Source organism: Kitasatospora sp. NPDC002965, from assembly GCF_040611255.1.
GTDB lineage: Bacteria > Actinomycetota > Actinomycetes > Streptomycetales > Streptomycetaceae > Kitasatospora.
The window spans coordinates 21448-48344 of the sequence record NZ_JBEXNT010000071.1 but is presented as its reverse complement, the minus strand read 5'-3'; the positions used below and the strand labels follow the sequence as shown (position 1 = coordinate 48344).

General features: G+C 73.2%; 20 protein-coding genes, 4 tRNA genes and 1 pseudogene. 8 read left to right on the top strand and 17 right to left on the bottom strand.

The window, feature by feature from the left end; all coding sequences use genetic code 11:
* On the bottom strand, positions 1 to 1197 hold a 1197-nt coding region (locus ABZY91_RS25310), incomplete at its 3' end, for a PAS domain-containing protein (RefSeq protein WP_355405357.1).
* 179 nt (positions 1198 to 1376) lie between these two features.
* Here ABZY91_RS25310 and ABZY91_RS25305 point away from each other — a divergent pair.
* From ABZY91_RS25305 to ABZY91_RS25295, 3 genes are all read left to right on the top strand, one after another.
* Positions 1377 to 1470: transfer RNA gene (locus ABZY91_RS25305), tRNA-Ser, on the top strand.
* Between the two features lie 219 nt (positions 1471 to 1689).
* Positions 1690 to 1765, top strand: a tRNA-Arg gene (locus ABZY91_RS25300).
* Positions 1766 to 1796: 31 nt separating this feature from the next.
* Positions 1797 to 1872, top strand: a tRNA-Arg gene (locus ABZY91_RS25295).
* 71 nt (positions 1873 to 1943) lie between these two features.
* Here the strand turns inward: ABZY91_RS25295 and ABZY91_RS25290 are convergent.
* Complete coding sequence (locus tag ABZY91_RS25290; protein ID WP_355405356.1) at positions 1944 to 3152, bottom strand: globin domain-containing protein; 1209 nt, start codon at positions 3150 to 3152, stop codon at positions 1944 to 1946.
* An 11-nt stretch (positions 3153 to 3163) separates the two neighbouring features.
* Positions 3164 to 3580: a globin domain-containing protein gene (locus ABZY91_RS25285; protein ID WP_329884924.1), complete on the bottom strand. Its 417-nt coding sequence runs from the start codon at positions 3578 to 3580 to the stop codon at positions 3164 to 3166.
* Between the two features lie 320 nt (positions 3581 to 3900).
* Between ABZY91_RS25285 and ABZY91_RS25280 the strand changes: the two genes are divergently transcribed.
* The 3 genes from ABZY91_RS25280 to ABZY91_RS25270 all read left to right on the top strand — a co-directional run bounded on the left by ABZY91_RS25280 (position 3901) and on the right by ABZY91_RS25270 (position 9946).
* Positions 3901 to 7356 carry an Ig-like domain-containing protein gene (locus ABZY91_RS25280; protein ID WP_355405355.1) on the top strand — a complete coding sequence of 1152 codons (3456 nt, stop codon included), beginning with the start codon at positions 3901 to 3903 and terminating at the stop codon, positions 7354 to 7356.
* Between the two features lie 185 nt (positions 7357 to 7541).
* Entirely contained in the window at positions 7542 to 8816 is a 1275-nt protein-coding gene (locus tag ABZY91_RS25275; RefSeq protein ID WP_355405354.1) for an SPFH domain-containing protein, read from the top strand.
* Positions 8813 to 9946: a C40 family peptidase gene (locus ABZY91_RS25270; RefSeq protein WP_355405353.1), complete on the top strand. Its 1134-nt coding sequence runs from the start codon at positions 8813 to 8815 to the stop codon at positions 9944 to 9946. The genes ABZY91_RS25275 and ABZY91_RS25270 overlap by 4 nt, the downstream gene beginning before the upstream one ends.
* A 93-nt stretch (positions 9947 to 10039) precedes the next feature.
* Here ABZY91_RS25270 and ABZY91_RS25265 read toward each other — a convergent pair whose 3' ends face one another.
* A complete protein-coding gene (locus ABZY91_RS25265) occupies positions 10040 to 11005 on the bottom strand; it encodes an aldo/keto reductase (RefSeq protein WP_355405352.1) in 966 nt (321 codons plus the stop codon).
* Positions 11006 to 11212: 207 nt separating this feature from the next.
* Between ABZY91_RS25265 and ABZY91_RS25260 the strand changes: the two genes are divergently transcribed.
* Complete coding sequence (locus tag ABZY91_RS25260; RefSeq protein ID WP_329884929.1) at positions 11213 to 11407, top strand: hypothetical protein; 195 nt, start codon at positions 11213 to 11215, stop codon at positions 11405 to 11407.
* A 42-nt stretch (positions 11408 to 11449) separates the two neighbouring features.
* Here the strand turns inward: ABZY91_RS25260 and ABZY91_RS25255 are convergent, their stop codons facing one another.
* The 8 genes and pseudogenes from ABZY91_RS25255 to ABZY91_RS25220 all read right to left on the bottom strand — a co-directional run bounded on the left by ABZY91_RS25255 (position 11450) and on the right by ABZY91_RS25220 (position 21947).
* Complete coding sequence (locus ABZY91_RS25255; protein WP_355405351.1) at positions 11450 to 12580, bottom strand: endo alpha-1,4 polygalactosaminidase; 1131 nt, start codon at positions 12578 to 12580, stop codon at positions 11450 to 11452.
* A gap of 168 nt (positions 12581 to 12748) precedes the next feature.
* The gene (locus ABZY91_RS25250; RefSeq protein WP_355405350.1) at positions 12749 to 13450 is read right to left on the bottom strand and encodes a spherulation-specific family 4 protein; all 702 of its coding nucleotides are present in this window, start codon (positions 13448 to 13450) and stop codon (positions 12749 to 12751) included.
* On the bottom strand, positions 13447 to 14352 hold the full coding sequence (locus tag ABZY91_RS25245; RefSeq protein WP_355405349.1) for an NAD(P)-dependent oxidoreductase: 906 nt from the start codon (positions 14350 to 14352) through the stop codon (positions 13447 to 13449). Before ABZY91_RS25245 ends, ABZY91_RS25250 begins: the two co-directional genes overlap by 4 nt.
* Positions 14353 to 14486: 134 nt before the next feature.
* Positions 14487 to 15194 (bottom strand): annotated as a pseudogene (locus ABZY91_RS25240) (sugar phosphate nucleotidyltransferase); the annotation flags it as partial.
* A 70-nt stretch (positions 15195 to 15264) separates the two neighbouring features.
* The gene (locus tag ABZY91_RS25235; RefSeq protein WP_329884933.1) at positions 15265 to 16257 is read right to left on the bottom strand and encodes an SDR family NAD(P)-dependent oxidoreductase; all 993 of its coding nucleotides are present in this window, start codon (positions 16255 to 16257) and stop codon (positions 15265 to 15267) included.
* An 86-nt stretch (positions 16258 to 16343) separates the two neighbouring features.
* On the bottom strand, positions 16344 to 17876 hold the full coding sequence (locus ABZY91_RS25230; protein WP_355405348.1) for a hypothetical protein: 1533 nt from the start codon (positions 17874 to 17876) through the stop codon (positions 16344 to 16346).
* Between the two features lie 73 nt (positions 17877 to 17949).
* Positions 17950 to 19455, bottom strand: coding sequence for a GT4 family glycosyltransferase PelF (pelF, locus tag ABZY91_RS25225; protein WP_355405347.1), 1506 nt, complete (start codon positions 19453 to 19455; stop codon positions 17950 to 17952).
* Positions 19456 to 19559: 104 nt separating this feature from the next.
* Positions 19560 to 21947 (bottom strand): hypothetical protein, encoded by a 2388-nt coding sequence (locus tag ABZY91_RS25220; protein WP_329884936.1) that lies wholly within the window; start codon positions 21945 to 21947, stop codon positions 19560 to 19562.
* A gap of 415 nt (positions 21948 to 22362) precedes the next feature.
* On the opposite strand from ABZY91_RS25220, the gene ABZY91_RS25215 reads away from it, so the two are divergent.
* Positions 22363 to 23271: a tyrosine-protein phosphatase gene (locus ABZY91_RS25215; RefSeq protein ID WP_355405346.1), complete on the top strand. Its 909-nt coding sequence runs from the start codon at positions 22363 to 22365 to the stop codon at positions 23269 to 23271.
* A 145-nt stretch (positions 23272 to 23416) separates the two neighbouring features.
* Here the strand turns inward: ABZY91_RS25215 and ABZY91_RS25210 are convergent, their stop codons facing one another.
* The 5 genes from ABZY91_RS25210 to ABZY91_RS25190 form a co-directional block, all read right to left on the bottom strand.
* The gene (locus ABZY91_RS25210) at positions 23417 to 24394 is read right to left on the bottom strand and encodes an RNA polymerase sigma factor SigF (protein WP_355405345.1); all 978 of its coding nucleotides are present in this window, start codon (positions 24392 to 24394) and stop codon (positions 23417 to 23419) included.
* Positions 24395 to 24585: 191 nt separating this feature from the next.
* Positions 24586 to 25368, bottom strand: coding sequence for an RNA polymerase sigma factor SigF (locus ABZY91_RS25205; protein ID WP_355405359.1), 783 nt, complete (start codon positions 25366 to 25368; stop codon positions 24586 to 24588).
* A 380-nt stretch (positions 25369 to 25748) separates the two neighbouring features.
* On the bottom strand, positions 25749 to 26042 hold the full coding sequence (locus tag ABZY91_RS25200; protein WP_329948779.1) for a Dabb family protein: 294 nt from the start codon (positions 26040 to 26042) through the stop codon (positions 25749 to 25751).
* Positions 26043 to 26104: 62 nt separating this feature from the next.
* A complete protein-coding gene (locus ABZY91_RS25195) occupies positions 26105 to 26269 on the bottom strand; it encodes a hypothetical protein (protein WP_355405344.1) in 165 nt (54 codons plus the stop codon).
* Between the two features lie 460 nt (positions 26270 to 26729).
* A tRNA-Ser gene (locus tag ABZY91_RS25190) sits at positions 26730 to 26819 on the bottom strand.
* Positions 26820 to 26897: the final 78 nt, after the last annotated feature.

Genomic DNA, 26897 nt, shown 5'->3' with positions numbered 1-26897 from the left:
CACCTTGTCCAGGGCGACCGGCACGCGCTCGGCGGCCTTCTTCCCCGCCTTGTCGTCCGGCTTGCCCTCGGTGGACGAGCCCGGGCCGTCGAAGCCCAGCGGGCCGTTGCCCGTGGCGCCGGCGCCCGTGGACCACTCGCCGGCCTCGGAGCGCTGGTGGGCGAGCACACCGTCGATCAGTTTGCCGAAGCGGCGGCACTCGTCGGCCAGCCGGCGCAGGGTCCAGTTCGCCTCCGGCCAGAGCTGGCCCGCGGGGTCGGCGGCGAGCGTGTCGATCCGGCGGTGCAGCGCGGTCAGCGCGCCGCCCAGTTCGCTCTCCAGGACGGCGGTGAGGTGTTCGTTGCGCGCGACCAGGGCGAGTTCGCGGCTGCGGTCGGTGAAGGTCATCACCGCGCCGACCAGCTGGTCGCCGTCCCGGACGGGGGCGGTGGTGAGGTCGACGGTGACCGGCCGGCCGTCCTTGCGCCAGAGCACGGTGCCGCGCACCCGGTGCTTGCGGCCGGAGGTCAGGGTGTCCAGCAGCGCGGACTCCTCCAGCGCCAGCGGGGTGCCGTCGGCCCGGGAGTGCTGGATCAGCGGGTGCAGTTCGCGCCCGCCCAGCTCGCTGGCCCGGTACTCCAGGATGTGCGCGGCGGCCGGGTTGACCAGGACGCAGCGGCCTTCGAGGTCGACTCCGAGCACGCCCTCGGCGGCGGCCCGCAGGATCATCTCGGTCTGCTTGTGCTGGCGGCGCAGTTCCGCCTCGACGCCGAGCCGGCTGGAGAGGTCGCGGACCAGCAGCAGGAGCAGGTCGGAGGAGCGCGAGCCCTCGCGGTAGGGGTCGTAGGGCGCGAGCGGGGAGAGCGCGTAGCTGCGGCTGTCGCCGGTGCCGTCGTCGGCGAAGTCGTTGCCGGAGACCTCGACGGGGAAGGTGCTTCCGTCGGTGCGCCGCGCGGTCATCCGGACCGGCCGGTCGAGTGCGTCGTCCTCGCGGGCGGCCGGGCGCATCGAGCCGGGGATCCGGCTCGGGTCGAACTCGGGCAGGAGGTCCAGCACTCCCATCCCCACCAACGACGTGCCGGGCGTCTGGAGCGCGTGCACGGCGGCGTTGTTGGCGTCGACGACCGTGCCGTTGCTGTTCACCAGGAGCAGTGCGTCGGGCAGGGCGTCGAGTATGGCGGCGAGGCGAGCAGCGCCTCGGATCGGCCTGCTGCTCACGTCGACAGGTCTCCTCGGCTCAGGGCAGCTCTCTCCGGAGAAGGCAGTATCTCATTCTTCTTTGCGGCGGGGACGACCCGCCTAGTAACGTGGTCGGCGGTTGGTGCCGGGCCCCCGGGTTGTGGCATCATCACAGGCACAGGGAACGGGTCCGCGCACGCGGGCTTGGTCCATGTGGAGGAGGCTTCGCCTAGTCCGGTCTATGGCGCCGCACTGCTAATGCGGTTTCGGGGTTATTCCTGATCGAGGGTTCAAATCCCTCAGCCTCCGCCAGACGAAGAGCCCCGCCGACGGATCCGTCGGCGGGGCTCTTCGCGTCTCCCGGTCCGGGTCGGTCCGGTCCGTCCGGCCCCGGCCGGGCTCGCGGGAGGGCCCCGACGTGCCCGTACCCCGGTGCCCCGCTGCGGCGCCCGGATCAATCGATTTCGCCCCGCGTCGCAGGTCATGTAATGTTGTCCCCGCACCGCCCCGCTGGCACGTTCACCAGGGCGAGCGCTCATAGCTCAACGGATAGAGCACTTGACTACGGATCAAGAGGTTGCAGGTTCGAATCCTGCTGAGCGCACCAAACCCCGCAAGACCGGGTCCGCCCGGCACTTGCGCTCATAGCTCAACGGATAGAGCACTTGACTACGGATCAAGAGGTTGCAGGTTCGAATCCTGCTGAGCGCACCAGAGAGAAGCCCCCGGCCCCAGGCCGGGGGCTTCTCCCGTTCCACGGCGGGCCGGGCGGTCGGCAGGGGCGCTCACCCCAGGTCGGTCCGGTTGATCCAGGGGACGTCCCGCTGATCCAGGAACCACTCCGAGGAGGTCAGCGGTCGGGCCCGGTTGAAGGTCACCGGTGCCGGGTCGTGCCGGATCAGCGCGGGATCGGCGCCCAGTTCGGTGAGGAGCGCGGTCAGCGAGGGGGCGAGGCCCGGCGGGCCGCTGAGGTGGACGTCCCAGCCGGACCAGTGGCCGTACCGGGCGAGTGCGTCGCGGACCGGGGCGTCGGCGTCGGCGTCGTCGCGGCCCTCCCCCCGCGCCGGGGCGGTCGGCAGCACCCGCAGCCGGGCGCACCGGGCGAGCAGCCGTTCCACCGCCGGCAGGTCGTACTGCTCGGCCTGCGAACGGGCGGCCAGCACCACGGTGACGTCGCGGTCGGCGGGGCCGGCGGCGAGTTGCTCCAGCAGCGCCCGGGTCTGTCCCCAGCCGGTGCCGGCGGCCACCGCCAGCAGCGGGCGGCGTGAGTGCGGGTCGAGCACGGCGTCGCCGAGCGGGTGGCCGAGCCGCAGCAGTTCGCCGGGGGCGGCGTCGTCGACGAGTGCGGTGCTGAGCAGCCCGCCGGGCACCCGGCGGACGTGCACGTCCAGGGTGCCGTCGGAGCGCGGCGCGTTGGCGATCGAGTAGGGGCGCCAGACCTTCGGCACCCGGGGACTGCTGAGCGTGAGGTACTGGCCGGGGACGAAGGGGTACGGGCGCATCGGCATCAGGGTGAGGACGACGATGTCGGCTGCGGCCCGTCGGCGGGTGGCCACCTCGGCCTCCCACCACGCGGGGACCTCGGGCGGGACCCCGGAGGCCGCCCCGGTCATCGTCCGGGCGATCACGGTGTAGGCCTCGGTCCAGGCCTTCTCGATCTCGGGCGTCCAGGAGTGTCCGGAGAAGTGCCGCAGGGCGGCGATCAGACTGGCCCCGACGGCGGGGTAGTGCTCGGGCGCGGCCTGGAACTTGCGGTGGTCGCGCCCGAGCGCCCGCAGGTACCCGGTGAGCTGCTCGGGGTTCTCCATGCGGAGGACGATCTGGGTGAGTGCGGCGAAGAACCGGTCCCGCTGCTCGGTCATCTGGGCGGGGAAGAACGCCCGCACCCCGGGGTTGCGGGCGAACAGGTGGGCGTAGAAGTACTTGGCCATGTGGTCGGCACGGCGCTCGACGACGGCGAAGCTGGCGCGGATGACCGCGGGGTCGAAGGGCACCGCGTCGCGCCCTAGGAGTGCTGTGCGGTGGTGAGCGCCTGGCCCATGGTGTCGCTGATCACGCCGTAGACCGCGGTCCAGGACGCCTCGGTCTCCTCGGTCCACGCCTCGCCGGCGAAGTGCGCCAGGGTGGCGAGCAGGCTGGCGCCGACGGCGGGGAAGTGCTCGACGAGCGCCCCGTACCGGGCGTGCCGGGCACCGAGGTCGCGGAGGACGCCGACCAGCGTGTCGGTCTCCTCCAGATGGGAGACCACCGTGCCGAGCGCCGCCCAGAGCCGGTCCCGCTGCTCGTCGATGTGCTCGGCGAACAGGCCCCGGACCCCGGGGTGGTGCTCGAACAGGTGCTGGTAGAAGTACTCGGCGACGACGGCGCCGTGCGGTTCGACGACCGCGAAACTGCTCGTGATGAGAACGGGGTTAATGGTCACGGGCCCCGACTCTACTGAGCGGGCCGGTAATTCGAACAGAGTTGTCTGATGAATGGTCAGATACTGGTCCGTGGGAACGGGTCGGATTCGCCGGGATTCCCCGCGATACGCCGCCTAATGGATGAAATGCAGCCCTTTCGGGTACATCCCGTCCTGCCGGTCGGAGGGCCGCCAATCGGGTGTCATGCGGCCAATAGTGCAGGTGTCGCAGTATGACCGGCCCAGGATCGTGATTCCGTTTTGTCAGATCTTGTGTCCAGACTGCCCAGAGATCCCGGTGAACCCGGCGATGCCGGCAGCCGATACCGAAGGAGAGCCGGATGAGCCGACAGTTCCCGGCCGTGGCCGGCACCGCAGCGGTCCTCGCCGCCGGGCTGCTGATCGGCTGGAACCCACCGCCCTCGGCCGCCCAGCAGTCCCCCGGTACCTGGTCGGGGGAGCAGCGCGCGGTGCTGCCCTCCGGACTCTCCGTCCACCTCGATTTCGCGGCCTCCCCCGGGGCGGCCGTGATCGCCGAGCCCGGGGAATTGGCGGACCGCGCCGGCGGCGGCCGGTCCGCCGCGCTCTACACGGACGGAGTTCGGCCCGGAGATCCCGCCCAGACCTTCCGGATCTCCGAGAACCGTCCGCAGACGGACGGTTCCTGGAGAACCGTCGGGACGCTCCGGCTGACATTCTCCCGGGCCGTCCGCAATCCCCGGCTGCACGTCAGCGGACTCGCCGTCGTCGCCACCGGGAAATCCGGCTCCACCAGTACCGCGGCCCGGCTGACCCTCACCGGCGGCTCGCCCGGCGGGCCCACCCTGGTCAACCGCACGGACTGGCCCGGCTGGACGGCCGACGGCAACGTCCTGGCCCCCGCCGGTGCGGACGGCACGTCGGACGGCACGGCCGGGTCCGCCGCGGAGGGCAGCCTGGAGCTGGCCGGCACCTTCACCTCGGCGGTCTTCCGGGTCGAACAGCGCACCACCGCCCGGGCCGGTTCCACCACCGCACCCCTCCCGCTCACCCTGGCGTCCACCGTCACCCTGGACGAGGGCGTCGGCACCGCCCCGCAGGGCTACGGCAACGCCTCCCACCTGCTCTCCGACCTCTACCTCGGCGGCGACGCCGCCCAGGCGGCCCGCGCCGACCGGCGGCCGGCCTGGCTGTTCCGACGGCCCGACGCGGGCCGCGCGGGGGAGCCGACGGGAGAGCCGACGGGGGAGCCGACTGCCCCGGCCGGCGAGTCGCAGGTCCGCACCGGCCGCGGCGAGGAGGACCGCAGCGTCTGGTCCAGCCCGCCGCCGCCCCAACTCCAGCCCGGGCGGGGCGAGTACCAGGGCGCCGACCCGGCGGTCAGCTACCCGGCCGAAGCGGCGATCGGCCGCTACTACCGGCTCGCCGTCCCGGTCGCGGTCGGGGACGCCCCCGCCACCCTGGCGGGCTGGATCGACTTCGACCGCAACGGGCGGTTCGACCCGGTCGAGCGCGTGCAGGCCGAGGTCGCCGCCGGGGAGCGCAGCGTCACCCTGGAGTGGACCGTCCCCGGCAAGGCCGCGTCCGGGGAGACCTGGGCCCGGCTGCGGATCGGCCGGGACGCCACCCAGCTCGTCGAGCCCGGCGGGTTCGCCGACTCCGGGCAGGTCGCCGACCAGCGGATCCGGCTGACCGTCGGGGCCTCCCGCCCGGAGATCGCCGAACCGGTCGACGGCACGGCGGTCACCGAGACCCGCCCCCGGATCTCCGGCGACGGCGCGGTGGCCGGCGCCACGGTGGAGATCCGCGAGGGCGACACGGTGATCTGCCGGACGAAGGTGCCCCGCGGCGGCGGCTGGTCCTGCCGCCCGGACACGGCCCTGTCCGGCGGCGCGCACAGCCTCACCCCGGTGGAGACCACCGCCGGCGGCCTGGTGCTGCGGGGCGAGCCGGTCCGGATCACCGTGAGGACCGCGCCGCCCGCCGCCCCTCTCCTCGCCCTTCCCGAGTTCACCAACGACCCGGGACTCCAGCTGACCGGCACCGGCGAGCCGGGCAGCACCGTGACGATCACCGACCAGCCGGCCGACGGGCACGCCGCCGACGCGGCCGACCTGTGCAGCACGGCCGTCCGCTCCGACGGCGGCTGGTCCTGCCTGCCGGTGGAGAACCTCGCCGACGGGCGGCACCGGCTCACCCCGGCCGCCGCCGACCTCGCCGGGAACCGGACCGCCGGGAAGGCCGTCACGCTGGTCGTCGACACCGTCTCGCCGGACCGCCCGGTGCTCACCGAGCCCTCCGCCGGGGAGACCCTCCGGACCGCCCGCCCCCGGCTCGCCGGGAAGGCGGAGCCCGAGGCGCGGGTGATCGTCACCGCGCGTGCGGGCAGCGAGGCCTCGACGGAGCGGATCGTCGCCTGCGGGGCCACGGCCGCCATCGACGGCAGCTGGATCTGCACGGCCAACCGCGACCTGCCGGACGGGGACCAGTGGCTGGTCGTCACGGCGACCGACCGGGCGGGGAACGGGACGGCGGGTGACGCGGTGGCGGTGCGGGTGGAGGCGGCGGCCGTACAGCCGCCGACGGTGCCCGTCCCGACGGCGACACCGACGGCGACGGTCGCACCGACTGCTGCGCCGACCGTCGCGGTGACCGCCACGCCGACCGTCGCGCCCACCGTCGGGGAGACGGCCGTGCCCGCCGGCGGGCCGACGACGGTTCCCCCGCAGGTTCCGGCGGTCCCGGCCGTCTCCCCCGGCGCGGAGACATCGGCCTCGGCCTCGCCGTCGGCGGCGGGCTCGGCCGTCGTGCCCTCGGCCGCCGCGTCCACGGCGGTGGCCGCACCGGTGTCACCGACGCCCGCGGTGTCCACGGCCTCGGGTACCGCGTCGGCGGCCGTGCCGACCGTCGGGACTCCCGCGTCCGGCACGCCGAGTGCTTCCCGGTCGGCCGCGGCCTCGCCCTCGGTCGCCGTTCCGTCCCCCTCCGCTCCCGCTGTCCCCTCCACTCCCACCGGCTCCGCTTCGGCGGTCGCGTCCCCGGGTGCTCCTTCGCCTTCGGCCCCCGCCCCGTCGGGGGCGGCCGGATCGCCTCCGGCTGCCCCGTCGGCGGCCTCGCCCGAACCCGTCCCGGACCCCGTCTTCGACCCCGTCCCGCCGGGGCTGCTGCCGATCGTCGTGCCGCCGGTCACCGGTGTGGCCGTCAGGCCGGTGACGCCGTCCCCGACGGCCTCCGCGACGGCGGTGCCGCCGACGGCCGCCGGTGCCACCGGAACGGCGAGGACGAGCCCGACCGCCGGTCCGTCCCCGACCGCGCCCCGCCCGTCCTCCTCTCCGACCTCCCCGACCTCGCCGTCCGCCGGCCTGTCCCCGTCCCCGTCCCTGTCGCAGGTCCCGTCCCCGTCGCCGTCCTCGCTCTCCTCTCCGCTCCCGTCCCCGTCGCAGGTCGCGTCGCAGGCCCCGTCCCCGGGCCCGTCCTCGCCGTCGTCCCCGATCCCGGCCGTCACCCCGGCGCCCGCCGACACCCCGTCCGCACCTGCCACCGCGTCGGCTCCGGCCGCCGGGGCTGCGGTGGCGCGGTCCGCCGGGCAGGCGGCCACCGGGGCCGACACCACCGTCGAGGCCGGTCGCGCACTGGCCGCGCCTCCCGCGCCGGAGCAGCAGCCGTCGGCCGAGGCAGGTGGGTCGCCCGTGGCGTCCGACCGGCACCGGTCGGACGGCTGGCGCGGTGCGCTCGCCGGTGTCCTGCTGGTGCTCACCGGCATCGGACTGATCACCCGCCGGGTGCTCGTCCGGGGTTCGGGTACCCGGCGCCGCTGAACCGCTCACACCATCCGCTCATGTGCCTGCGCGTCAGGTCCGGCTTTAGATGATTCGTCAGTAAATGTCGACACGCACTAGCTCAAATGTCGCATTTGATGACGTATGAACTTAGCCTGACTCTGGCACTGCCCGTCAGATCCGGGCCGCCCGTTGCGCGACACACTGAACCTGAGGATCCGTGCATGGACGTCACCCGCGATTCTTCGCAGCGACCCGACAACCCGCCCAAGACGCTTCCGCCGGTGCTGGCGGAACGTTCCGCCTCCGGCTCCAGCCCGCTGGTCAGGGCACCGAAGCCGCCCAAGCCCGCCAGGCCGGTCGACAACGGTCCGGCCACCACCCCGCTGGCGGTGGTCCCCGGACCGGTCGGCGCCCCGGTCGACCTGCGCGATCCGCTGGAGGCCGCCGAACCGGCGGGACCGGGCGGCCCGCCGGAGACGGAGACGGTCCCGGTGGGCGCGCTCACCACCGCCACCGCGCGCCGGCCCCCGCGCGCCGACCAGGCGCTGCGCGAGCACGCCGCCGCCGCGCTGCCCGGCTGGGTCGCCCTCTTCGGGCTCCTGGCCGGTACGGCGGCCGTCCTGCTGGTGCTCCTGCGCGACGGTGTCATCCCGCACTGGGACACGCTGCCCGACCTGCGCACCGCGGCCGTCCGGGCCGCAGGCACGGCCGAGGTGACCGCCCGTTCGGTGTCCGCCGTCACCGCCGCCGGACTGCTGGTGGTCCTCGCGCTCGCCGGACTGCTGGTCAACGCGGGCGGCGAGACCCGGGTGCTCACCCGCTGGGGCCGCTACCGGGGCACCGTCCGCCGCACCGGCCTGGTCTGGGTCAACCCGTTGCTGCGCCGCCGCCGGGTGGACGTCCGGCTGCGGCACTGGCGCAGCGAGCCGGTCAAGGTGGTCGACCGCACCGGCACCCCGATCGTCGTCCGGCTGCTGATCGTCTGGCGGGTGAAGGACACCGCCCGCGCGATGCTGTCGATCGAGGACCACGAGAGCTACCTGCGGGAGCAGGTCCAGGCGGTGCTCACCCGGACCGCCTCCATCCTGCCGTGCGACAGCAACGCGGGCCCCGGGCCCGCGCTGCGCGACGGCCAGTGGTTCGCCGACGAGCTGACCCGGGCGCTGGCCGCCGAGGTCGCCCCGGCCGGGCTGGAGGTCTACTCGGCGCAGCCGCTGGCGCTGGACTACGCGCCCGAGGTGGCCGAGTCGATGCGCCGCCGGAGGCTGGCCGATCTGGACGCGGGCCTGCGCACGGTGCTGGTGGACGACGCGGTGGAGGCGGCGGCGCTCGCCGTCCGCCGGCTGGAGCGGGCCACCGCGCACGAGCTGGACGAGGCCGCCCGCAGCGCGCTGATGGAGCAACTGCTGGTCGCCTTCGTCGCCCCGGCCGGAGTCGCCGCCTCGGTACCGTCCCCGGCCGCCCGGGCCGGGCGAAAGGAAGGACGACCGGCATGAGGATAGCCACCGGCCCGGACACCGGACTCGCGTTCGACTCCTCGTTCGCGCCCGGCCAGGAGTTCGTGCCCGGCCAGGAGTTCGCGGGCGAGGCCGAGTTCGCGTTCGACCCGGACGCGGCGCTGATCGGTTTCGAGGAGGGCCTCGGCAGCACCGCCTCGATCGCGGCCTGCTCCTGCCCCGACTGCGCGGCCGCGCGGCGCACCGTCCGACCGGCGGGGCCGTCCGGTGGCGGGCGAATACACCGCGCGGTCCGGAGCACCTGCCTGGCGACCACCGTGCTGGCCGGTGCCGGGGTGGTCGGACTGACCGCCGGTGCCGGGTCCGCGCAGGCGGCGCCCGGCAAGCAGGGCTGGGACGGCTCGAAGTACTGGTTCAAGGGCAGCGGCGGCGAGTGGCGGTACACGAGCCACTACGACGTCTACCTCGGCCGCACCCGCCAGACGGGCGGCTCCGGAGGGGCGGCGCAGACCGGAGCGGCGCAGACCGGAGCGCCCCGGACCGGGGCGGGGTCCGGTTCCGGCCCGGCCTCCGGTGCCAGTGGCAAGGCGGTCGTCTCCAACGGGTCCGCGGCCGGCTCCTCCGGGACGCGGCAGGGCTGGGACGGCTCGAAGTACTGGTTCAAGAACGGCAGTGGCGAGTGGCGGTACACGAGCCACTACGACGTCTACCTGAGCCGCACCGGCCAGTCCGGTGGCAGTCAGGCGCAGGTGTCCGCGCCGCCGGTCACCCGGCCCGTCCAGGACGCCGGTCCGGCCTCGGGGCGCCTGGAGACGGCGATCGACTACGCGCTCGCCCAGCTCGGCAAGCCGTACGTCTGGGGCGGCAACGGGCCGTCCGGGTACGACTGCTCGGGGCTGGTGCAGCAGGCCTACCGGCGGGCGGGCATCAGCCTGCCGCGGGTGGCCGACGACCAGTACGCGGCGACCACGCCGATCACGGCGGGGCAGCTGCGCCGCGGTGACCTGCTGTTCTGGTCGGACAGCGGCCGGGCCTCGGGCATCCACCACGTGGGGATCTACCTGGGCGGCGGCAAGTTCGCCGAGGCACCGAGGCCGGGCAAGCCGGTCCGGGTGTCGACGATCACCAGCGGCTTCTACCCGACCCACTTCGGGCGACCCGGCGCCTAGAAGTCCCTCCCCGTCGTCCACAGGCTGTGGACGGACCCGCCGCCCCCGCGCGGGTCCGTCCACGGCCTCCGTGCTGACGGGAGAGCGCGGCGCTCAGGCGGAGGCGGCGTCCAGCAGGGCGGTCTGCGCCGGGGTGAGCTCCAGTGAGGCGGCGGCCAGCAGCGGCGGGAGCTGCTCGACGGTGCGGGCGCTGACGATCGGGGCGGCGACGGTGGGGCGGGCGGCGAGCCAGGCCAGGGCGACGGAGGCGAGCTCGACGTCCTGCTCCGCGGCGACCGTGTCCAGCGCCTCCAGCACCTTGGGTCCGCGCGCGTCGGCCAGGTAGCGGCTGGCGCCCTCGGCGCGGGCGCTGTCCACACCCTCGCCGCCCGGGCGGTACTTGCCGGTGAGGAAGCCCGAGGCGAGCGCGTAGTACGGCACGGTGGCCAGGCCGCGCTCGGCGACCAGGTCGGCCAGCGGGCCCTCGAAGGTGCCGCGCGAGACCAGGTTGTAGTGCGGCTGGACGGCGACGTACGCGGCCAGGCCCTCGCCCTCGGCGAAGGTGAGCGCCTCGGCCAGCCGCTCGGCGCCGATGTTCGAGGCGGCGACGGCGCGCACCTTGCCCTCGCGCACCAGCTCGTCCAGCGCGGTGACGAACTCCTCGACCGGGGTGTGGTCGTCCTGGTGGGTGTAGTAGAGGTCGATGTGGTCGACGCCGAGGCGGCGCAGCGAACCCTCGGCGGACGCCTTGATGTTGGCCGCGCTCAGGCCGCGGGCCTCGGGGTGGAGACCGACCTTGGTGGCGATGACCACGGAGTCACGGTTGCCCCGCTTGCGCAGCCAGTTGCCGAGGATCGTCTCCGACTCGCCGCCGGCGTTGCCGGGCACCCAGGAGGAGTAGGTGTCGGCGGTGTCGACGAAGTTGCCGCCGGCCGCCGCGTAGACGTCGAGGACGGCGAAGGACTGCGCCTCGTCGGCGGTCCAGCCGAAGACGTTGCCGCCGAGGGAGATCGGGAACACCGAGAGGTCGGACGTGCCGAGCTGCACATAACGGGGGGCGTCACTGTGGATTCCGGTCATGATCCGAGTCAACCGGATCGGCCGGGCCGGAATTCCGCGGTCCGGGCAGACTTCACAGGCTTTTCGCACGCCCGTAGCGCTGGGTTCGGCCGGAGTCCGGTACGGGCCGGTCGGGGGCCGGGGCCGGCCCGGTGCCCCTCCCGGCGTGAGCCGGGGAGGGTGCACCGGGGTGTCGGCGCGGTGCCGGGATTCGTTAGAGTCCGTGCCATGGCTGACAACGACTACGACCCCGCCGGCAGCACCCAGATGTTCCGGGCCTTCGTCGACGAGACCCCGGCACCCCAGGCGCCGGGATCCGTCAACACCTACAGCACCAACAGCAACCGCACCGGTGTGATCGCGCTGGTCGCCGTCGTTGCCCTGGTCGTTGTGGGCGCCGTCATCTGGCTGGCTGTCAAGTAACCCTCGCGCCGGAACGCCTGGCGGCTCGGCGGCCCTCCTGTCTCAGCAGGGCTTCCGCCAGGCGTCCAGTTCGAGCTTCTTCTGCATCGAGCTGAGACCCAGCGACTTGGACTGGGCGCAGAACCGGTCGGTGCCGAGCTTGTACTCGACGTGGAACACCGCCTTGCCCGCCTGGATGAAGGGGGAGAGACGGGCGCACTCGTTGAACTCGGCGCACTCCTCGTTCACGGCGAAGTCGAAGTCGGCCAGCAGGGCGGGGATCTGGTCCAGGTCGTTCTTCAGACCGATCGCGAGGCCGCGCTCGTGGGCGAGCGAGGCCAGCATGCGGTTGTAGCGGAGCTGGTCCTCGGCGGTCAGCGGGAAGCCGCTGTTCTGGTTGTACGCCTCGATGGTGTCGGGTTCGACGGCGTCGAAGCCCTTCTGCTTGCACATGTCGAAGCGGGCCGCCATCAGCGGCTTCAGCTGGTCGAGCTTGCGGATGTCGAACCACTTCTCGCCCTTCCACCCGTTGCCGGCGCCCTGCAGGGCCTTGGTGAAGGCGGCGGCGTCGGGGCGGAAGTCCTCCCAGGAACCGGCGTTGATGTAGCAGATCACCTTGCGGCCCTTGGCGTGCAGTGCGGCGACCACCGAGGCGTCGGTCTCGAAGCCGTCGATGTCGTAGACGGGGACGTCGACGGACTGGTCGACGCCGCCGCCGAGCTGCCACTGCCAGGCGAGGCCGGGGGTGGGCTGCCAACGGGCGCCGTTCGAGGTGCCGTTCGGCGTGCCGGTGCCGCCGGTGCCGCCCGTACCCGTGCCGGTTCCGGTGCCCGTACCCGGGCCGGGCGGCGTCCCCGGTGCGGTGCCCGGGGTGGTGCCCGGTGTGGTGCCGGGCTTGCCCGTCGGGGTGCCCGGCGTGCCCGGGGTGGTGCCGGTCGGGGTGCCCGGTGCGGTGGTGGCGGTGCCGGGCGCGGGCGGGGTGGTGGCCGCCGTGCCGGTGGGGGCCGACGACGAGCTGTCCGGGGCGGTCGGGCTGCCCGGGACCGGGTCGGCGGTGGCCGCCGGGGGCTGGGCGCCGGTGGCGTCGGCCGAGGAGGTGTCCTCGTCGTCCGGGCCGGAGCTGCTGCACGAGGTCGCCAGCAGGGCCGTGGCGAGGGCGAGGGCGGCCAGGAGTGGCCGGGTACGACGGGTCACGGTGCTCGAACTCCGGGTCTGGTCAGGTCCGTTCGGCAACGGGCGGGTCGGTGGCGATCGGTGGGTGTGCGGGCCGGGCGGCAGTCGGCGATCCGCTGACTGCCGGTCCGGTGGTCGGTCGGGCGGCCGGTCCGGTGGTGCCGGGTCGGCCGTGCGCGGCCGGGACCGTCACGCCGGCGACGCCAGGTCGGGGGCGGTCAGGTCGTGCGGCAGGGTGCTCCAGGGGTTGTCCCCGGCGCCCGGGACCGCGCAGCCCGCGCCGGCCCGGCGGGCGGCGATCAGTGCGGTGGCCTCGCGGGCCCGCTCGGCGGGCACGTCGTAGACCAGGTGGCAGAACCGGGCGGCGGCGTGCCGGCCGGTCCAGAGCGGCAGGGTGAGCGACTGGTAGGCCGTCCAGTCCCCTTCGAAGGTGACCAGCAGGTCGGCGAGCCCCACCTCGGCGTACCCCGGGTCGGGGTGGTCGCCGTGCCCGAACACCACCGTGGAGCACCCGGCGGCCCGGGCCGCGGTGGCGAGGCGGCGGTAGTGCGGCAGGGCGCCCGGCTGGGTGGACACCTGGTCGAGGTAGACGCCGGTGATGCTGTGCCGCTGGCGGTAGGTCAGGACGTCGTTCACCACGGCGGCGTGCGACCGCCGACCGTAGTCGGTGTCGGCGTAGCCGAGCAGCGGCAGACCGGCGGCACGGAGCTGCTCGGCGGCGTCGGAGAAGACGTGGTCCGGATCGCCGGGGCCGTCGGCGAGGTTGAGCACGACGGCGGCGATCCGCTTCGGGTCGGCGGCGGCGACCGCCTGCCAGGCCGCCGGGTCCACCGCGGGGTGGACGTACAGCGGCACCAGCAGGCGGCCGTCGTGGTGGCTTGCGCCGGTCATGCGGCGACCAGCGGTTCGGTGGAGAGCCAGAGGTCGCGCAGCGTCTCGTCGAGCCCCGTCTCCGGCCGCCAGCCGAGCGTCCGGGCGGCGGCCGACACGTCGGCCTGCTGCCAGGAGACGGCCGCGGACCGCTCGGAACCGGCGCCGCTCTCGTCGATCCGTCCGGTGAATCCGGCCGCCGTGACCAGGCCGTCGGCGATCGCCCGGACCGGCCTGGCCGTTCCGGAGGCGAGGTTGAGCACCCTGGGCAGCGGGCTCTGCGCGGTGACGGCCAGGCCGACCGCGCGGGCGATGTCCCGGGCGTCGACGAAGTCGCGGTGGGCCGAGAGGTCCCCGACCTTCACCACGCCCTCGGCGCCGTCCGGGGCGGCCCGGCGCAGTTCGGCGGCGAGCCGTCCGGGCAGCGAGCCCGCCGGGGCACCCGGGCCGACCGGGTTGAACACCCGCAGCACCACGGCGTCCAGCGGCGAGCCGGCCACCGCGAGGGAGCCGGCCAGCTTGGTGGCGCCGTAGACGCCGACCGGGCGGGCGTCGGCGTCCTCGTCGAGCGAGCTGCCGGGCGGGCAGACGCCGTACTCGCCGGCCGAGCCGATGTGCACCAGCCGGGCCTTCGGGGCACCCTGTTCGAGCGCCTCGCAGAGCACGGCCGGGCCGCGGGCGTTGACCTCGGCGAGCTTGACGGCGCTGCCGGCCACCGCACCGGCGAAGTTGACCACCGCGTCGGGGGCGAGCGCGGCCAGCTCCTCGCCGAGCGGGCCCGACCCGGCGGCTGCCAGGTCGAGGCGCAGGTCGTGGTCGGGCCGCCGTCCGGCGGTCAGCACGGTGGCCCCGGGCAGGGACCGCAGGACGACGGCGGCGTGCCGGCCGAGAAAGCCGTCGGCACCGAGCAGAAGGATTCTCACGCGGCCCGTCCGTCGTTCTCTGAACCGGCCTGGCCCACCGCGGCGGGCTGGTCGGCGACGTCCGGTGCGGTACGGGCGGCCGGGATCGGCAGCTCCTGCTCGCTCGGCACGGCGTACAGGCCCTCCGCGGCCTCGCCCGGGAGCAGCAGCGACCGGTTGAGCGCGAACTCGGCGTTGGCCCGGTCGTAGTCGTCCGGGCGTCCGATGTCGAGCCAGTAGCCGTCGAACTCGTAGGCGGCCGGCGGCGTCTTGGCGGCGAGCAGGTCCAGGACCAGTTCGTCGAAGCCGAGGGGCAGGCCCGGGGTGTACTTGGCCAGCGCCGAGCGCGAGACGCCGTACACGCCCATCGAGACCCGGTAGTCGATGGTCGGCTTCTCCTGGAAGCCGGTGATCGAGCCGGACTCGGTGGTCAGGACGCCGAAGTCGATCCTCACCTGGCGGGCGTAGGTGGCGATGGTCAGCGGCGACCCGGACGCCTCGTGGTGCTTGAGCACACCGGCGAAGTCCAGGTCGGTGAGGACGTCGCCGTTCATCACCAGGAAGTGCTCGGGCAGCCGGTCCTGCAGGGTGAGCAGCGGGCCGAGGGTGCCGAGCGGGCTGTCCTCGACGGCGTAGCCGACCCGCAGGCCCCACTGGGAGCCGTTGCCGACGTAGGCGCGGATGATGTGGCCGAGGTGGCCGATGGCCAGGGTGACGGTCTTGAAGCCCGCGGCGGCGAGCTGACGCATCACGATCTCCAGGATCGCGTGCTGGTCGCCGATCGGGACGAGCGGCTTGGGAAGGGCGGTGGTGTACGGGCGGAGGCGGACGCCCTTACCGCCGGCCAGGATCACTGCGTGCATGGTGTTTCCCCCACGGAAGTCGGTGCGACAGGGGCCTTCGATGCCGGGAGCGGACGGAAGGCGGGCTGGGTCAGACGTTGTAGATGTCGGTCTTGTAGCGGGCCAGGTTGGCCGGGTCGCGGAAGAACTCGATGGTCTGCTCCAGGCCCTCTTCGAGGGAGTACTGCGGAGCCCAGCCGGTGGCGGTGCGCAGCCGGGTGGCGTCGGCCACCAGGCGCATGACCTCGGAGTTGGCCGGACGGATGCGCTGCTCGTCCTCCTTCACCGTGACGTCGACGCCCATCAGCTTGCCGACCAGGATCACCAGGTCGCCGACCGAGATCTCGCCGCCGGTGCCGGCGTTGAAGGTCCGGCCGACCACGGTCTCGGCGGGGGCGGTGCCGACCGTGCGGAAGGCCAGCGCGGTGTCCTTGACGAACATGAAGTCGCGGGTCGGACGCAGGTCGCCGAGGGTGATCTCGGTCTCGCCGGCGGCCAGCTGGGCGATCACGGTCGAGATGACGGCGCGCATCGACTGGCGCGGGCCGAAGGTGTTGAACGGGCGCAGCGTGACGACCGGCGTCTCGAAGCTCGCGTGGTAGCTGTCGGCCAGCCGGTCCCCGCCGGCCTTGGAGGCGGCGTACGGGGACTGCGTGTTGATCGGGTGGTCCTCGCTGATCGGCACGGTCTGCGCGGTGCCGTAGGTCTCGCTGGTGGAGGTGTGCACCAGGCGGGGGATGTCCAGGTGACGCACCGCCTCCAGCACGTTGAGGGTGCCGGTCACGTTGGTCTCGATGTACGAGTGCGGTGCCTGGTAGGAGTACGGGATCGCGATCAGGGCGGCCAGGTGGTAGACCGCCTCGGTGCCCTTGACCAGGCCGTTGACCGACCCCGGGTCGCGGACGTCGCCGAGGACGATCTCGACCGAGTCCAGCACCTCCTTGGAGAGGGTCTCCAGCCAGCCGAACGACGAGAAGGAGTTGTACTGGACCATCGCGCGGACGTGGTGGCCGTCGGCCACCAGGGCCTCGACGAGGTGGGAGCCGATGAAGCCCTCGGCTCCGGTGATGGCGACGCTGCTCATACGGTGATTCGCTTTCTTCTCTCTGGGGACTGGCTTTCTGGGACCGGGCCGGGTGTGTGAACGGTGGTGACCCGGCCGGTGGTGGTTCAGCGGTGCTTGGTGGTGCGGCCGAGCACGGGCCCGGCGATGGCGGTGAGGAGCGCGGCCGAGGCCCCGCAGCCGATCAGCTGCAGGAGGGTCGGGTCCACACCGGTCAGCAGCCCGGCGCACTCGGCACCCGCGGCGGCCAGACAGATGAGGGCGGTGCTCCAGCTGAGCCCGAAGGCGTTCAGCAGCAGCGCCAGCCAGAGCGAGCCGCCCAGCAGCAGCAGCGCGCCGAGCTCCGGGACGCCCAGCGCCGGGGCGCCGGGCCAGAGCACGGTGGCGGCGGCGTCGAGGGCGGCCACGGTGGTGAGGTAGATGAACAGGCATCCGAGCAGCACGCCGCCGGTGCGGCGGACGAACTGGATCGGCGTGTGGCTGGTCCGCAGCGCGGCCACCGCCATCGCCCGGTACCGGAAGAGCAGCCACTCGGCGAGGCCGAGACTGAGCGTCAGGGCGATCATGGCCGGCCCCGTCGGGCTGGCCGAGGCGCCCTCGGCGGCTCCGGTGCGCACCGCCTCGTGCACGGTGACGCCGAGGCCGGCGATCATGGTCAGGGTGCCGACCGCCAGGCCGAACAGCAGGTGCGGCACCTCCTTGACGAGCGGCAGCCGCAACGGCACCGGCTCCGGCTCGCTGCGACGACAGCGCACCAGCTCCCGGGCGGCCAGGCCGATCGCCAGGCCGAGGGAGGCCAGCAGCACCGCGGTGCGGACCACCTGCGGCACGTCGACGGCGAGCACCACGCCGGCGCCGAGCGCGGACGGTGCCAGCGCGAGCAGCAGGAACTTCTCCCGGCCGAGCACCAGCAGCACGGTGGCCGCCGCCAGGTAGCCGGACTGCCCGGCGGCGAAGCAGAGCGCGCCCAGCGGCCCGCCGACCACGTACCCGGCGGTGGCGGAGGCCACCGCACCCAGCGGTGCCCCGATCGCGAGGCAGGCGGCGGCGGACCGGCGCCGGCCCCGGCCGAGCCAGGCGTACGAGCGGTGCGCCAGTGCCTGGTTCCAGGCCCAGCTGGCCAGGGTGGCGACGGAGAGCGCGAGCATGCCCGAGGGCAGCCCGAACCGCATCCGGTCGGCGGCGAACAGGTTGGCGCCGAGCAGGTAGCCGAGGCCGGGCAGGGCGAACACCAGGCCCCGGACCACGCAGCGCCAGGGGTCGGCCCGCCAGGGGTTGGCGAACTCGGCGCTCGGGCCGGGGTAGCGGCGCTCGACCTTCTCGAACAGCTCCGCGGCGACGGTGAAGGAGTCGGGGCGGCCGTACAGCAGGGCCGCCTGCTCGTCGGAGAGGCCGTCGGACTCCAGGAAGGCCGCGATCTCGTACGGGTGGACGGCGTCCGCGCAGACGTCGCGCAGCCGCTCGGCGAGCTCGTCCAGCGGGTCGGGGGAGAGGTCGAGCGGGTCCTCGGCCGGTTCGGGGCGCTGCTCGGGCAGGACCGGGCGGCGCCGCCCCCGCGGCGGGAGGGTGCGCAGCTGCACGGTCTGCTCGGCCCAGTCGGGTCCGGCCTCGTCGGGGACGAGACGGAGGGGACCGCTCATGCCTCCACCTCGCTGCGCTCGGCGGCCGCTTCGCGGCACGCGCACCTGCCGATGATTCGCTCGCTGCGCTCGCTCATGCCGTGACCTCGCTGCGCTCGTGCTCGGACGGCTGCTCCCAGTCCGGGTCCGGCGGGCCGTCCGTGACGGCGACCACGCCTTCCGGCAGCCAGCGGGAGGTGCCCAGCAGCTCGGTGTAGATGCCGCGGAAGCCGTCGATGTTCTGGCGGAGCGTGAACTGCTCGATCACCCGCAGCCGGGCCTGCTCACCGAGCCGGGCCCGCCGCTCCGGGTCGCGCAGCAGCTCGATCGCGGCGGCCGCCATCGGCTCGGGCTCGCGCGGCGGAACGACCAGGCCGGTGTCGCCGACCGCCTCGCGCACACCGCCGACGTCGGTCGAGACGGTGGAGCGGCCGCAGGACATGGCCTCGATCAGGGTGAACGGGAAGCCCTCGCTGATCGAGGAGAGCATCACCACGTTCCCCGCGGCGTACGCGTCGGTGATGTCCGCGACGCGGCCCTCGAAGGCCACCGAGTCGGCGACGCCGAGCTCGGCGGCCAGGGCTATGCATCCGTCGCGGTACGCCTCGCCGCCCTTGGGCGTGCCGCCGAACAACCGCAGCCGTGCCTCGGGTATCTCCTGCTGGACGATCGCGAAGGCCCGGATCAGCGTCTCCAGGTCCTTGATCGGGTCGACCCGGCCGGCCCAGCTGAGGGTGGGGGTCTCCGGCTCGGGTCCGGCGGGCGGGAAGGCCGCCGGGTCGACACCGTTGTAGACGGTCCGGATGTGCGCGGAGGGCGTGCCGCCGCGCTCCTCCCAGCGCCGGTTGTACCGGTTGCCGGGGGTGACCAGCGCGGCCCGCCGGTAGCTCTCCTCGGCGAGCATCCGGTAGAAGCCGAGCAGCAGGGCCTTGACCGGCCAGCGGTACGGGCCGGTGCGGTAGCCGAGGTAGCGCTCGCGCAGGTAGATGCCGTGCTCGGTGAGGAGAAACGGTACGCCGTACTGCTGGGAGGCGATCAGGCCGGGCAGGGTGGCGAGGCCGCCGCTGGCTGCGTGCGCCACACCGTCGCGGGGCGGCTCGACCGAGAGCGGCCGGAGGGCGTGCTCCAGCAGGTCGGTGGCGTTCAGCGCGTCGTGCAGGGTGGGCCGGGAGACGGCGGTGGAGAGGTAGTCGCGGGTCCAGACGTGCTGGAGGGTGCGCAGGGCCCGCTCGCTGCGCAGCGCCGGGCTGAGCAGCCCGCGCCGGGCGAGGTCGGCGAAGCCGTACAGCTCGGTGCCGAAGTGGGTGGTGTAGACCGGGTCCAGGATGGAGTGCAGGAAGCGCTCGTAGGCGTTGAGGAAGCGCCGCATCTCCTTGCCGCGCGGTGCCCGGCCGTCCGCGGCCGGTGCCCAGAGCGGCGCGGTGGTGACGGACCGCACGTTGGCGGGCAGTTCCCAGGCCAGTGGTTCGTGGCCGGTTCCGGTGACGGCGATGATGTCGAAGTCGACGTCCGGCATGCCCTGGACGAGCTGGTCGCACCAGACGCTGACACCACCGTGCTGGTGCGGGTACGTCCCCTCGGTGAGCAGGGTGACGCGCATCTCTGTCCCCCCTCCTGTTCTTGCGTCAAGCACCCGGCCGTGGTGGCCGGGTCGGGTGGTTCCGGTGGCGGGCCGGGAGGACCGGCCCGCCACCGGGTCACCGTTTAGCGGGTGCCGGTCTTGCCGGCGGTCTTCTTGGCGGGTTCGGCCTTCCCCCCGGAGGCCTTGCCGTGCTGCGGGGTGGTGCCCTTGCCGGCGGCCTTCCCGGCGGTACCGGTCGTGCTACCAGCAGTGGTACCAGTGACCGCGCCCTTGCCGGCCACCGGGGCCCCGCTTCCGGGGACCAGGGTCGGCGCGTCGGTGCGGTCGGTGTCGCCCGGGCCGGCCGGGACGGCGTCCGCCGTGCCCTGCGGCACGACCTTGGTGTCGCTCGGCGCCGGGGCGGTGACCGACTTGGCGGCGACGCTCGGGCTGGTGCCGGCCGGGGCGGCCGGGGTGCCCGCGGCGGGCAGCTTCAGCTGGATGCCGCTCTGCAGCTGGCCGGGCTTGACCCAGCCGGAGAGCGAACCGGCGTAGGCGGTGCCGAACGCGGTGCTGCCGATGGCGAGCTGCTGGACGGTGCCGGTCGGCATGGTGGCCTGGACCTGGACGCCGGCCGGGGCGTTCACCGTGACGGTGTCGCCGGTCCGGTAGGCGGTGACCTGGCCGGAGGAGAGCGCCGTGTTCCAGGCCGCGCGGCGCTGGAACTCGACGCCGAGGTCCTTCTGCGCCAGGTTCACGATCGGGGTGTTGTCGGCGTGCAGCGACCGGTAGGTCGAGAGGATCCGCTCCAGCACCGGGTAGACGATCCGGTCCTCGGCCAGGTTCGACTGGTGGATGAAGTGCGGCCGCGGGTCGTTGCTCAGCACGTGGCCGAGGTCGATCCGGGCCTCCAGCGGAACGATGTACGAGAGGTAGCCGGTGTTCACGTCCAGCGGCGTCGGCAGGCAGGTGGAGTTGGCGTTGTTCTCGCAGACGCCGCTGCCACCGTTGGCCGCGCTGGTGTAGATCCAGTTGTACTCGTCCGTCTGCTCCTTCGCCGTGGCGGCGTTGTAGAAGACGTTCATCGGGTAGCGCGGCACGGTCAGCGTGGACGAGCCGACGGCCCGCTGGGCGGGCTCGCGGGACGCGTCGCTGGCGGTCCACTTGACCCCGTTGGCGGCCAGCGCGGGAGCCAGGAACGGGTTGTCGCTGGTCTCCTGCGGGGCGGTCAGCAGGCCGGAGTGCTCGCCGGTGACGAGCTCCGTCTTGTCCAGCGTGAGGCCCCGGGCGGTGGCCCAGTCGAGGTTGTTCTTGATCTGCGAGCTGATGGTCGCCTGGTCGATCCAGACGGTGTTGCCCGCGCCGTCCTTGGAGCACTTCCACGGGACCACCGAGACGTCCTGGAGGCAGCCCAGGTACGGGTGGGTGTAGGTGTGGTTGACCCAGCGGTAGCTGGTCTGGTCGGCGATCATCTGGTCCACCACCGGGTCGGTGGTGGTCTCGTGGTCGACCTTCCAGTCCTCGCTGCCACCGCCGTTGAACACCATGTCCATGGTGAAGTTGTTGGTGGTCTGCCACTGCTTCGCGAACTGCGCGTCGGCGACCGACATCCGGATCGGGTTGGCCGTCTCGGGGGTGCCGGGCGGGCAGGTGACGTCACCGGGGGTGCACTTGAGGACGGTGTCCCAGCGGTCGTCGGCGAGGAAGACGTCGTCGACGTGGGCCGCGAAGTAGTTGCGGTCGTACCCGAGGTGGACACCCTGGGTTATCCAGTCGACTATGCCGCGGGCCAGCAGGCGGTACTGCTGCTGGTACTGGTTGTAGACGAAGGTGACGACCAGTTCCTTGCGGCCGTCGTGGCTGTACTCGCCGACCAGCGAGCCCTTGGCGGTGCTGCCGGGGATCGGCACCTCGACCAGCGGGGTGAAGCTCGATCCGGCCGGCAGCGTGGCCAGCGGGGTGGCCAGGTAGCCGTAGCTCTCGGAGACGCTCGGGTCGTTGTCCTCGAACGGGACGGAACCCTTGAGGTACCCGAACGGCCCCGTCAGGCCGGCCGTGGAGACCTGTCCCTGGAAGCCGTCCAGCGTGCCCATGTAGCCCGGGTTGACGGCCCAGTTCAGGCCGACCTCGGGCCGGGCGTAGGTGTAGGCGTCGACCTGGCGGACGTTGAACGCCGCCTCGTACGTGGCGATCGCGGTCATCTCGGCGGAGCCGGCCGCGAACGGGTTGTCGTTGGGCAGCACGATGCCCTGGTACTTGCCGCGCGGCTGCCCGTTCAGCGTGTCGCTGAGGAAGGCGGCGTCGATCACCGGGCGGTTGGCGTCGTTCAGGTCGACGATCTTGTACGGGGTGCCCTGGCTCTTGAGCTCGGCGGCGATCGCCGCCGTCGCCGGTCCGCCGTCACTGATGACCAGGACCGTGAGGTCGATCCGGGGCGTGGTGGTGGCACCGTGTGCGAGGGACGACTGCAGGCCACCGGCCAGCAGAACGGCTGCCGCGCAGGCGGCAACTCTTCGGGTCGCTCGACCCATGTTGTCTTTCCTCCCCTGGGCAGGGCGCTCCGCTGCTCGGCGCTCGCCTGCCCTGTCGCTGTTCGCAGGCAGCATGCTGCCCGGCGCCCATCCTGGTGGAGAGTCCGTTCCAGGTGGGACCAAATGGGCAGGAGTGCAGCGAATCTGTTACCAACGTTCATGGTCGGGCCATGAAAGCGCTGATTGTGGCCGGAACGGCACCGGCTGCGCAAATAATCAATTAAAAATTAAAACCCGAAGCCTGAGCGTTACCGCTGCTCACCCACCGTGTGGTCCGGGCGGGCGAGGTGGACCCTACACTGGCGGCGTCGCGCCTCACACTCTCGCACACCCTGCCGTTTCGATGGGCAGGTTCATGCAATATCGCGCAGGGTTGTGCCACGTCACCGTCCGAATATCCAATGGAGGCCGCCGCGTGACCGAACAGCAGACCGAGACCGCCGTTTTCCAGGCCGCCCGCAGCCTGGGTCTGTTCGGTGCCGTCAATGCCCGCGACCTCGGTGGCTATCGGACGGCCGGCGGGCGGCTCCTCCGCCCCGGTGCCGTACTGCGCAGCGACGGGCTCAACCGGCTCACCGACGAGGACCTCGCCCTGCTGGCCGCGCTGGGCCTGCGGCAGGTCGTCGACCTGCGCAGCCTGGAGGAAGTGCGCGAGGCGGGCCCCGACCGGGTGCCCGGCCTGCCGGTCGCGGTGATCGCCGACGCCGAGCACTCCGCCACCGCGATCACCGTGGAACGCGCCGCGCCCGACGGCGTGACCCTTCATCACCTGCCCGTTTTCGCGGCGGACTTCGATATTTTCGCGGCACTGCGTGAAGCGCTCGGTGACCGTAGCCCGGAGAAGCAGCGCGCCCTGCTCGGTGACGGCCGGGCCGGCGCGATGATGACGGGCCTCTACCGGTGGTTCGTCACCGACCGGATCGCCCGCGAACGATTCTCGGCCGTCCTGCGCCTGCTGGCCGCGCCGGGCGGTGCGCCGCTGCTCTTCCACTGTTCGGCCGGAAAGGACCGCACCGGCTGGACGGCGGCCGTGCTGCTCACCGCGCTCGGCGTGGACCGGGAGACCGTGTTCACCGACTACCTGCTCACCAACGAGCGGTCGGCCGCGATCGTGGCCTCGATCGTGGAGAGCTTCCGCGCCCGGGGGCTGATGCACGAGCCGGAGCTGCTGCTGCCGGTCTTCCGGGCCGAGCGCTGCTACCTGGAGGCGGCGTTCGAGGAGGTCGAGTCCGGATGGTCCGGTTTCGAGGCGTTCTGGACGGACGGCCTCGGTCTGGACGACGAGGTGCTGGCCGGTCTGCGCGCCAACCTGCTGGAGCCGTAGGGCCCGCCCGGCCCCGGCCCGCCCGGCGATCCGCCGGGTGTTCGGTCCGACCGGCGATCCGCGGGTGCCCCGGCGCCGGGTGCGCGTCCGGCGGGTGCGCGTCCGGCGGGAGCCGTCGGGCACGCACCCGGTCGGGACGGCGGAGTCACCCCTCGCTGATCAGGCCCTCGCGCAGCTGGGTGAGGGTCTTGGTCAGCAGCCGGGAGACGTGCATCTGGGAGATGCCGATCTCGTCGCCGATCTGCGACTGGGTGAGGTTGCCGAAGAACCGCAGCATGATGATCCGGCGCTCGCGCGGCGGCAGCTTGGCCAGCAGCGGCTTGAGCGACTCCCGGTACTCCACGCCCTCCAGCGCGAGGTCCTCGTAGCCGAGCCGCTCGGCCAGGGGTCCGTCGCCGTCCTCCTCGCCCGGGCTGGAGTCCAGCGAGCTGGCGGTGTACGCGTTGCCGACCGCCAGGCCCTCGACCACGTCCTCCTCGCTGACGCCGAGGCAGACGGCCAGCTCGGCGACGGTGGGGGAGCGGTCCAGCCGCTGGGAGAGCTCGTCGCCGGCCTTGGTGAGTGCCAGGCGCAGCTCCTGGAGCCGCCGGGGCACCCGGACCGACCAGCTGGTGTCCCGGAAGAAGCGCTTGATCTCCCCGACCACCGTCGGCATCGCGAAGGTCGGGAACTCGACCCCGCGCTCCGGGTCGAACCGGTCGATCGCCTTGATCAGGCCGATCGTGCCGACCTGGACGATGTCCTCCATCGGCTCGTTGCGGCTGCGGAACCGGGCCGAGGCGTACCGGACCAGCGGCAGGTTCAGCTCGATCAGCGTGTCGCGGACGTACGTGTGTTCGGCGCTGCCGGGGTCCAGGGCGGCCAGTCGCAGGAACAGCGAGCGGGAGAGCGTCCGGGTGTCCAGCCCGGCGCCGGACGGCGCCGGGGCGGCCTCCGGGACCGGTTCGGGGCCCGCCTCCGCGGTGCTCGGCCCGGCTGCCGCCGGGCCCGCCCCGGGGGGTGCTCCCGCTTCGGCGCCGGGTGGCGCGGCCGGGCCCCGCCGGAACGGGATCCGGTCGACGGCGAACGTCGCTCCTTCGGCCTGACCAGCGTGGATCTCCGCAGTGCCCAGCTCTCCGGACATGCACCCACCCCCTTGTGACTGACAGTTGAACGGGTGCCGTCGCCCGGCGGTTCCCGAGCGATGCCTTCCCCCTCCATACCGGAACACGGTCTCCGGCAAACCAGGGGGTCGCAAGACGTCACGCGCCGGTAACGCGGAGCGATCCCGCCGTCGCACGGAGCGCCGTCCTGCTTTGTCGGGGAATGTGACGGTCAGTCTTCCCAGGAGTTGCCGGTCCGAAGCCTGGTCAGGATCCGGGAGAGCAGCCGGGAGACGTGCATCTGGGACATGCCCAGCTCGGTGCTGATCTGGGACTGCGTCAGGTTGGCGAAGAACCGCAGCATGACGATCCGTCGTTCCCGCTCCGGCAGCTGCACCAGGAGGTGACGGACCATGTCCCGGTGCTCCACCTCGGCCAGCGCGGAGTCCTCGTAGCCGAGCCGGTCGAGGAGGGCCAGCCCGCCCTCGTGCTCCTGCGCGGCCTCCAGTGACGCCGCGTTGTACGCCCGGCCGGCGTCCAGGCAGGCGCGGACGTCCTCCTCGGGGATGCGCAGGCTGGCGGCGATCTCGGGGACCTTGGGGGCCCGGCCGTGCGTCACCGTCAGCTCCTCCATCGCGCCGCTGACCTGGACCCAGAGCTCCTGGAGCCGGCGCGGGACGTGCATGGTGCGGACGTTGTCCCGGAAGTAGCGCTTGATCTCGCCGAGGATGGTCGGCAGTGCGTAGGTCGGGAACTGCACGCCCCGGGTGGGGTCGAACCGGTCGATGGCGTTGATCAGGCCGATCGTGCCGACCTGGACGACGTCCTCCATCGGTTCGCTGCGGCTGCGGAACCGCGTGGCGGCGTACCGCACCAGCGGGATGTTGACCTCGATCAGTGCCGCCCGGACCCGCTCCCGCTCGGGGGCGTCCGGGGGCAGCTCGGCGAGCCGCTCGAAGAGCACCCGGGTCAGGGTCCGGACGTCCACCGTCGGACGGCCTCCGGGGCCGCGCAGGCCGTCCGGGCGGAGTTCGCCGGCCGGGCTGATCACGGTGGCCAGCACCTCGTCGTCCGGCACGCTCCCTGGTGTCCGCACGGACACGTCACCCCTCCCAAAGTCGACAACGGTGAGACCTGTGGACCGGGTGTCGTCGGGTTTCGTGCACCACCTAGCGATGTCCGGCAAAACCGGTCATAGCATCACAAGGCGGGCGCACGTCGGGCAAGCACCGCGCGGAGGTGTGTTGGTGCCGCGCCGGAGGATCCGCCGGGCCCTCCGGTGGCACGGCGGCGGATCGTTCCGGGACAGAGCAAGGCGCCCCGTCCGGGTTCCGGGCGGGGCGCCGCGGCCGTCCGGGGGACGCGCCGGGGGTGCGTCGGGACGGCCCTCCGGGCTCAGACCTCGATGTCGGCGATCACCCAGGTGGCGAACTCGCGCCACTGGCCGGCCGCGGCCTGGTGGGCCGGGTGGGTGAGGTACGCCTGCAGGGCCTCGCGGTCCTCGACGAGGCTGTTGATCGCGTAGTCGTGGGCGATGTCGCGCTCGGTGGTGTTCCAGCCGCACTCCCACTCGCGGAGCTCGGGAACGACCGGGCCGAGCTCCTCGAAGGCCTTGGCGCCGGCGAGCGCGCGCTCGTCGTCCTTGCTGACGCCTTCGTTGAGCTTGAACAGGACCAGGTGCCGGATCACGATGCCGCTCCTCGCGGACGGGGGGTGAGAGTCAGGGCCCACCGTAGCCGGTGGGGTCCGGGCTACTTCACCAGCCCGGACATGAAGGTGCCGACGGCCTTGGCGGCGTTCGAGATGCCTTCGAAGCCGAGCTGGACCAGCTCGGCGGCGCGGGCCGGCGAGGTGATGATCGTGTAGAGCACGAAGACGAGTAGGAGGACCATTCCGATCTTCTTCGCCTGTGCCATCCGGTGACCTTCCTCCTTGCCGTGGGCCGCCGCCATCCGGTCCCCGAGCGGTCCTCTGCACTGGGCAGCTTATCCACCCGGACGGCCCATCAGGTGTGCGACGCGTTCACCCGGTGGGACGAAGGTCCCCGTGACAGGGGCCTTTCTCCGGGTGCCCGCTCGCGGATCGGACGGCAGGATGGGGAACGTACCGAGGATCTGGCAGGAATCCCCGGTGCGTGGATCCGGAGCTCCCCGCTGTGGGACCGGGTGTCGCGACTTCCCCCCCGACGCGACCCCGGTTGTGGGACTCCGTCGGGGGAGCGGTCAGTCCCCCCGAGCCGCTCCCCCCTTCCAGGCTCCGTACTCGACCGGGCGTTGGTGGTCATCGGCCCCCGAGTGCGGAGCCCATTTCCGTGTATGAGGGTGCGCGGAAACGCCGAGGGCCCGTCCGGACTTCCGGACGGGCCCTCGGGCTTTCTGGCGGTAGCGGTGGGATTCGAACCCACGGTGAAGTTGCCCCCACACACGCTTTCGAGGCGTGCTCCTTTGGCCGCTCGGACACGCTACCGAGGGGAACTCTACCGGACGGGTGGCACCGTCACGAAATCTTTGTCGGGGAAGGGCCTGCGGCGGTCCGCGGCGCGGT

Excerpts from the sequence above, each read along its gene's own strand:
- ABZY91_RS25235 (WP_329884933.1), bottom strand. The coding sequence starts at position 16,257 with ATGAGCAGCGTCGCCATCACCGGAGCCGAGGGCTTCATCGGCTCCCAC.
- ABZY91_RS25250 (WP_355405350.1), bottom strand. The coding sequence starts at position 13,450 with ATGACCGGCGCAAGCCACCACGACGGCCGCCTGCTGGTGCCGCTGTAC.
- ABZY91_RS25260 (WP_329884929.1), top strand. The coding sequence starts at position 11,213 with ATGGCTGACAACGACTACGACCCCGCCGGCAGCACCCAGATGTTCCGG.
- ABZY91_RS25230 (WP_355405348.1), bottom strand. The coding sequence starts at position 17,876 with ATGAGCGGTCCCCTCCGTCTCGTCCCCGACGAGGCCGGACCCGACTGG.
- ABZY91_RS25270 (WP_355405353.1), top strand. The coding sequence starts at position 8,813 with ATGAGGATAGCCACCGGCCCGGACACCGGACTCGCGTTCGACTCCTCG.
- pelF (WP_355405347.1), bottom strand. The coding sequence starts at position 19,455 with ATGCGCGTCACCCTGCTCACCGAGGGGACGTACCCGCACCAGCACGGT.
- ABZY91_RS25265 (WP_355405352.1), bottom strand. The coding sequence starts at position 11,005 with ATGACCGGAATCCACAGTGACGCCCCCCGTTATGTGCAGCTCGGCACG.
- ABZY91_RS25210 (WP_355405345.1), bottom strand. The coding sequence starts at position 24,394 with ATGTCCGGAGAGCTGGGCACTGCGGAGATCCACGCTGGTCAGGCCGAA.
- ABZY91_RS25275 (WP_355405354.1), top strand. The coding sequence starts at position 7,542 with ATGGACGTCACCCGCGATTCTTCGCAGCGACCCGACAACCCGCCCAAG.
- ABZY91_RS25220 (WP_329884936.1), bottom strand. The coding sequence starts at position 21,947 with ATGGGTCGAGCGACCCGAAGAGTTGCCGCCTGCGCGGCAGCCGTTCTG.
- ABZY91_RS25195 (WP_355405344.1), bottom strand. The coding sequence starts at position 26,269 with ATGGCACAGGCGAAGAAGATCGGAATGGTCCTCCTACTCGTCTTCGTG.
- ABZY91_RS25280 (WP_355405355.1), top strand. The coding sequence starts at position 3,901 with ATGAGCCGACAGTTCCCGGCCGTGGCCGGCACCGCAGCGGTCCTCGCC.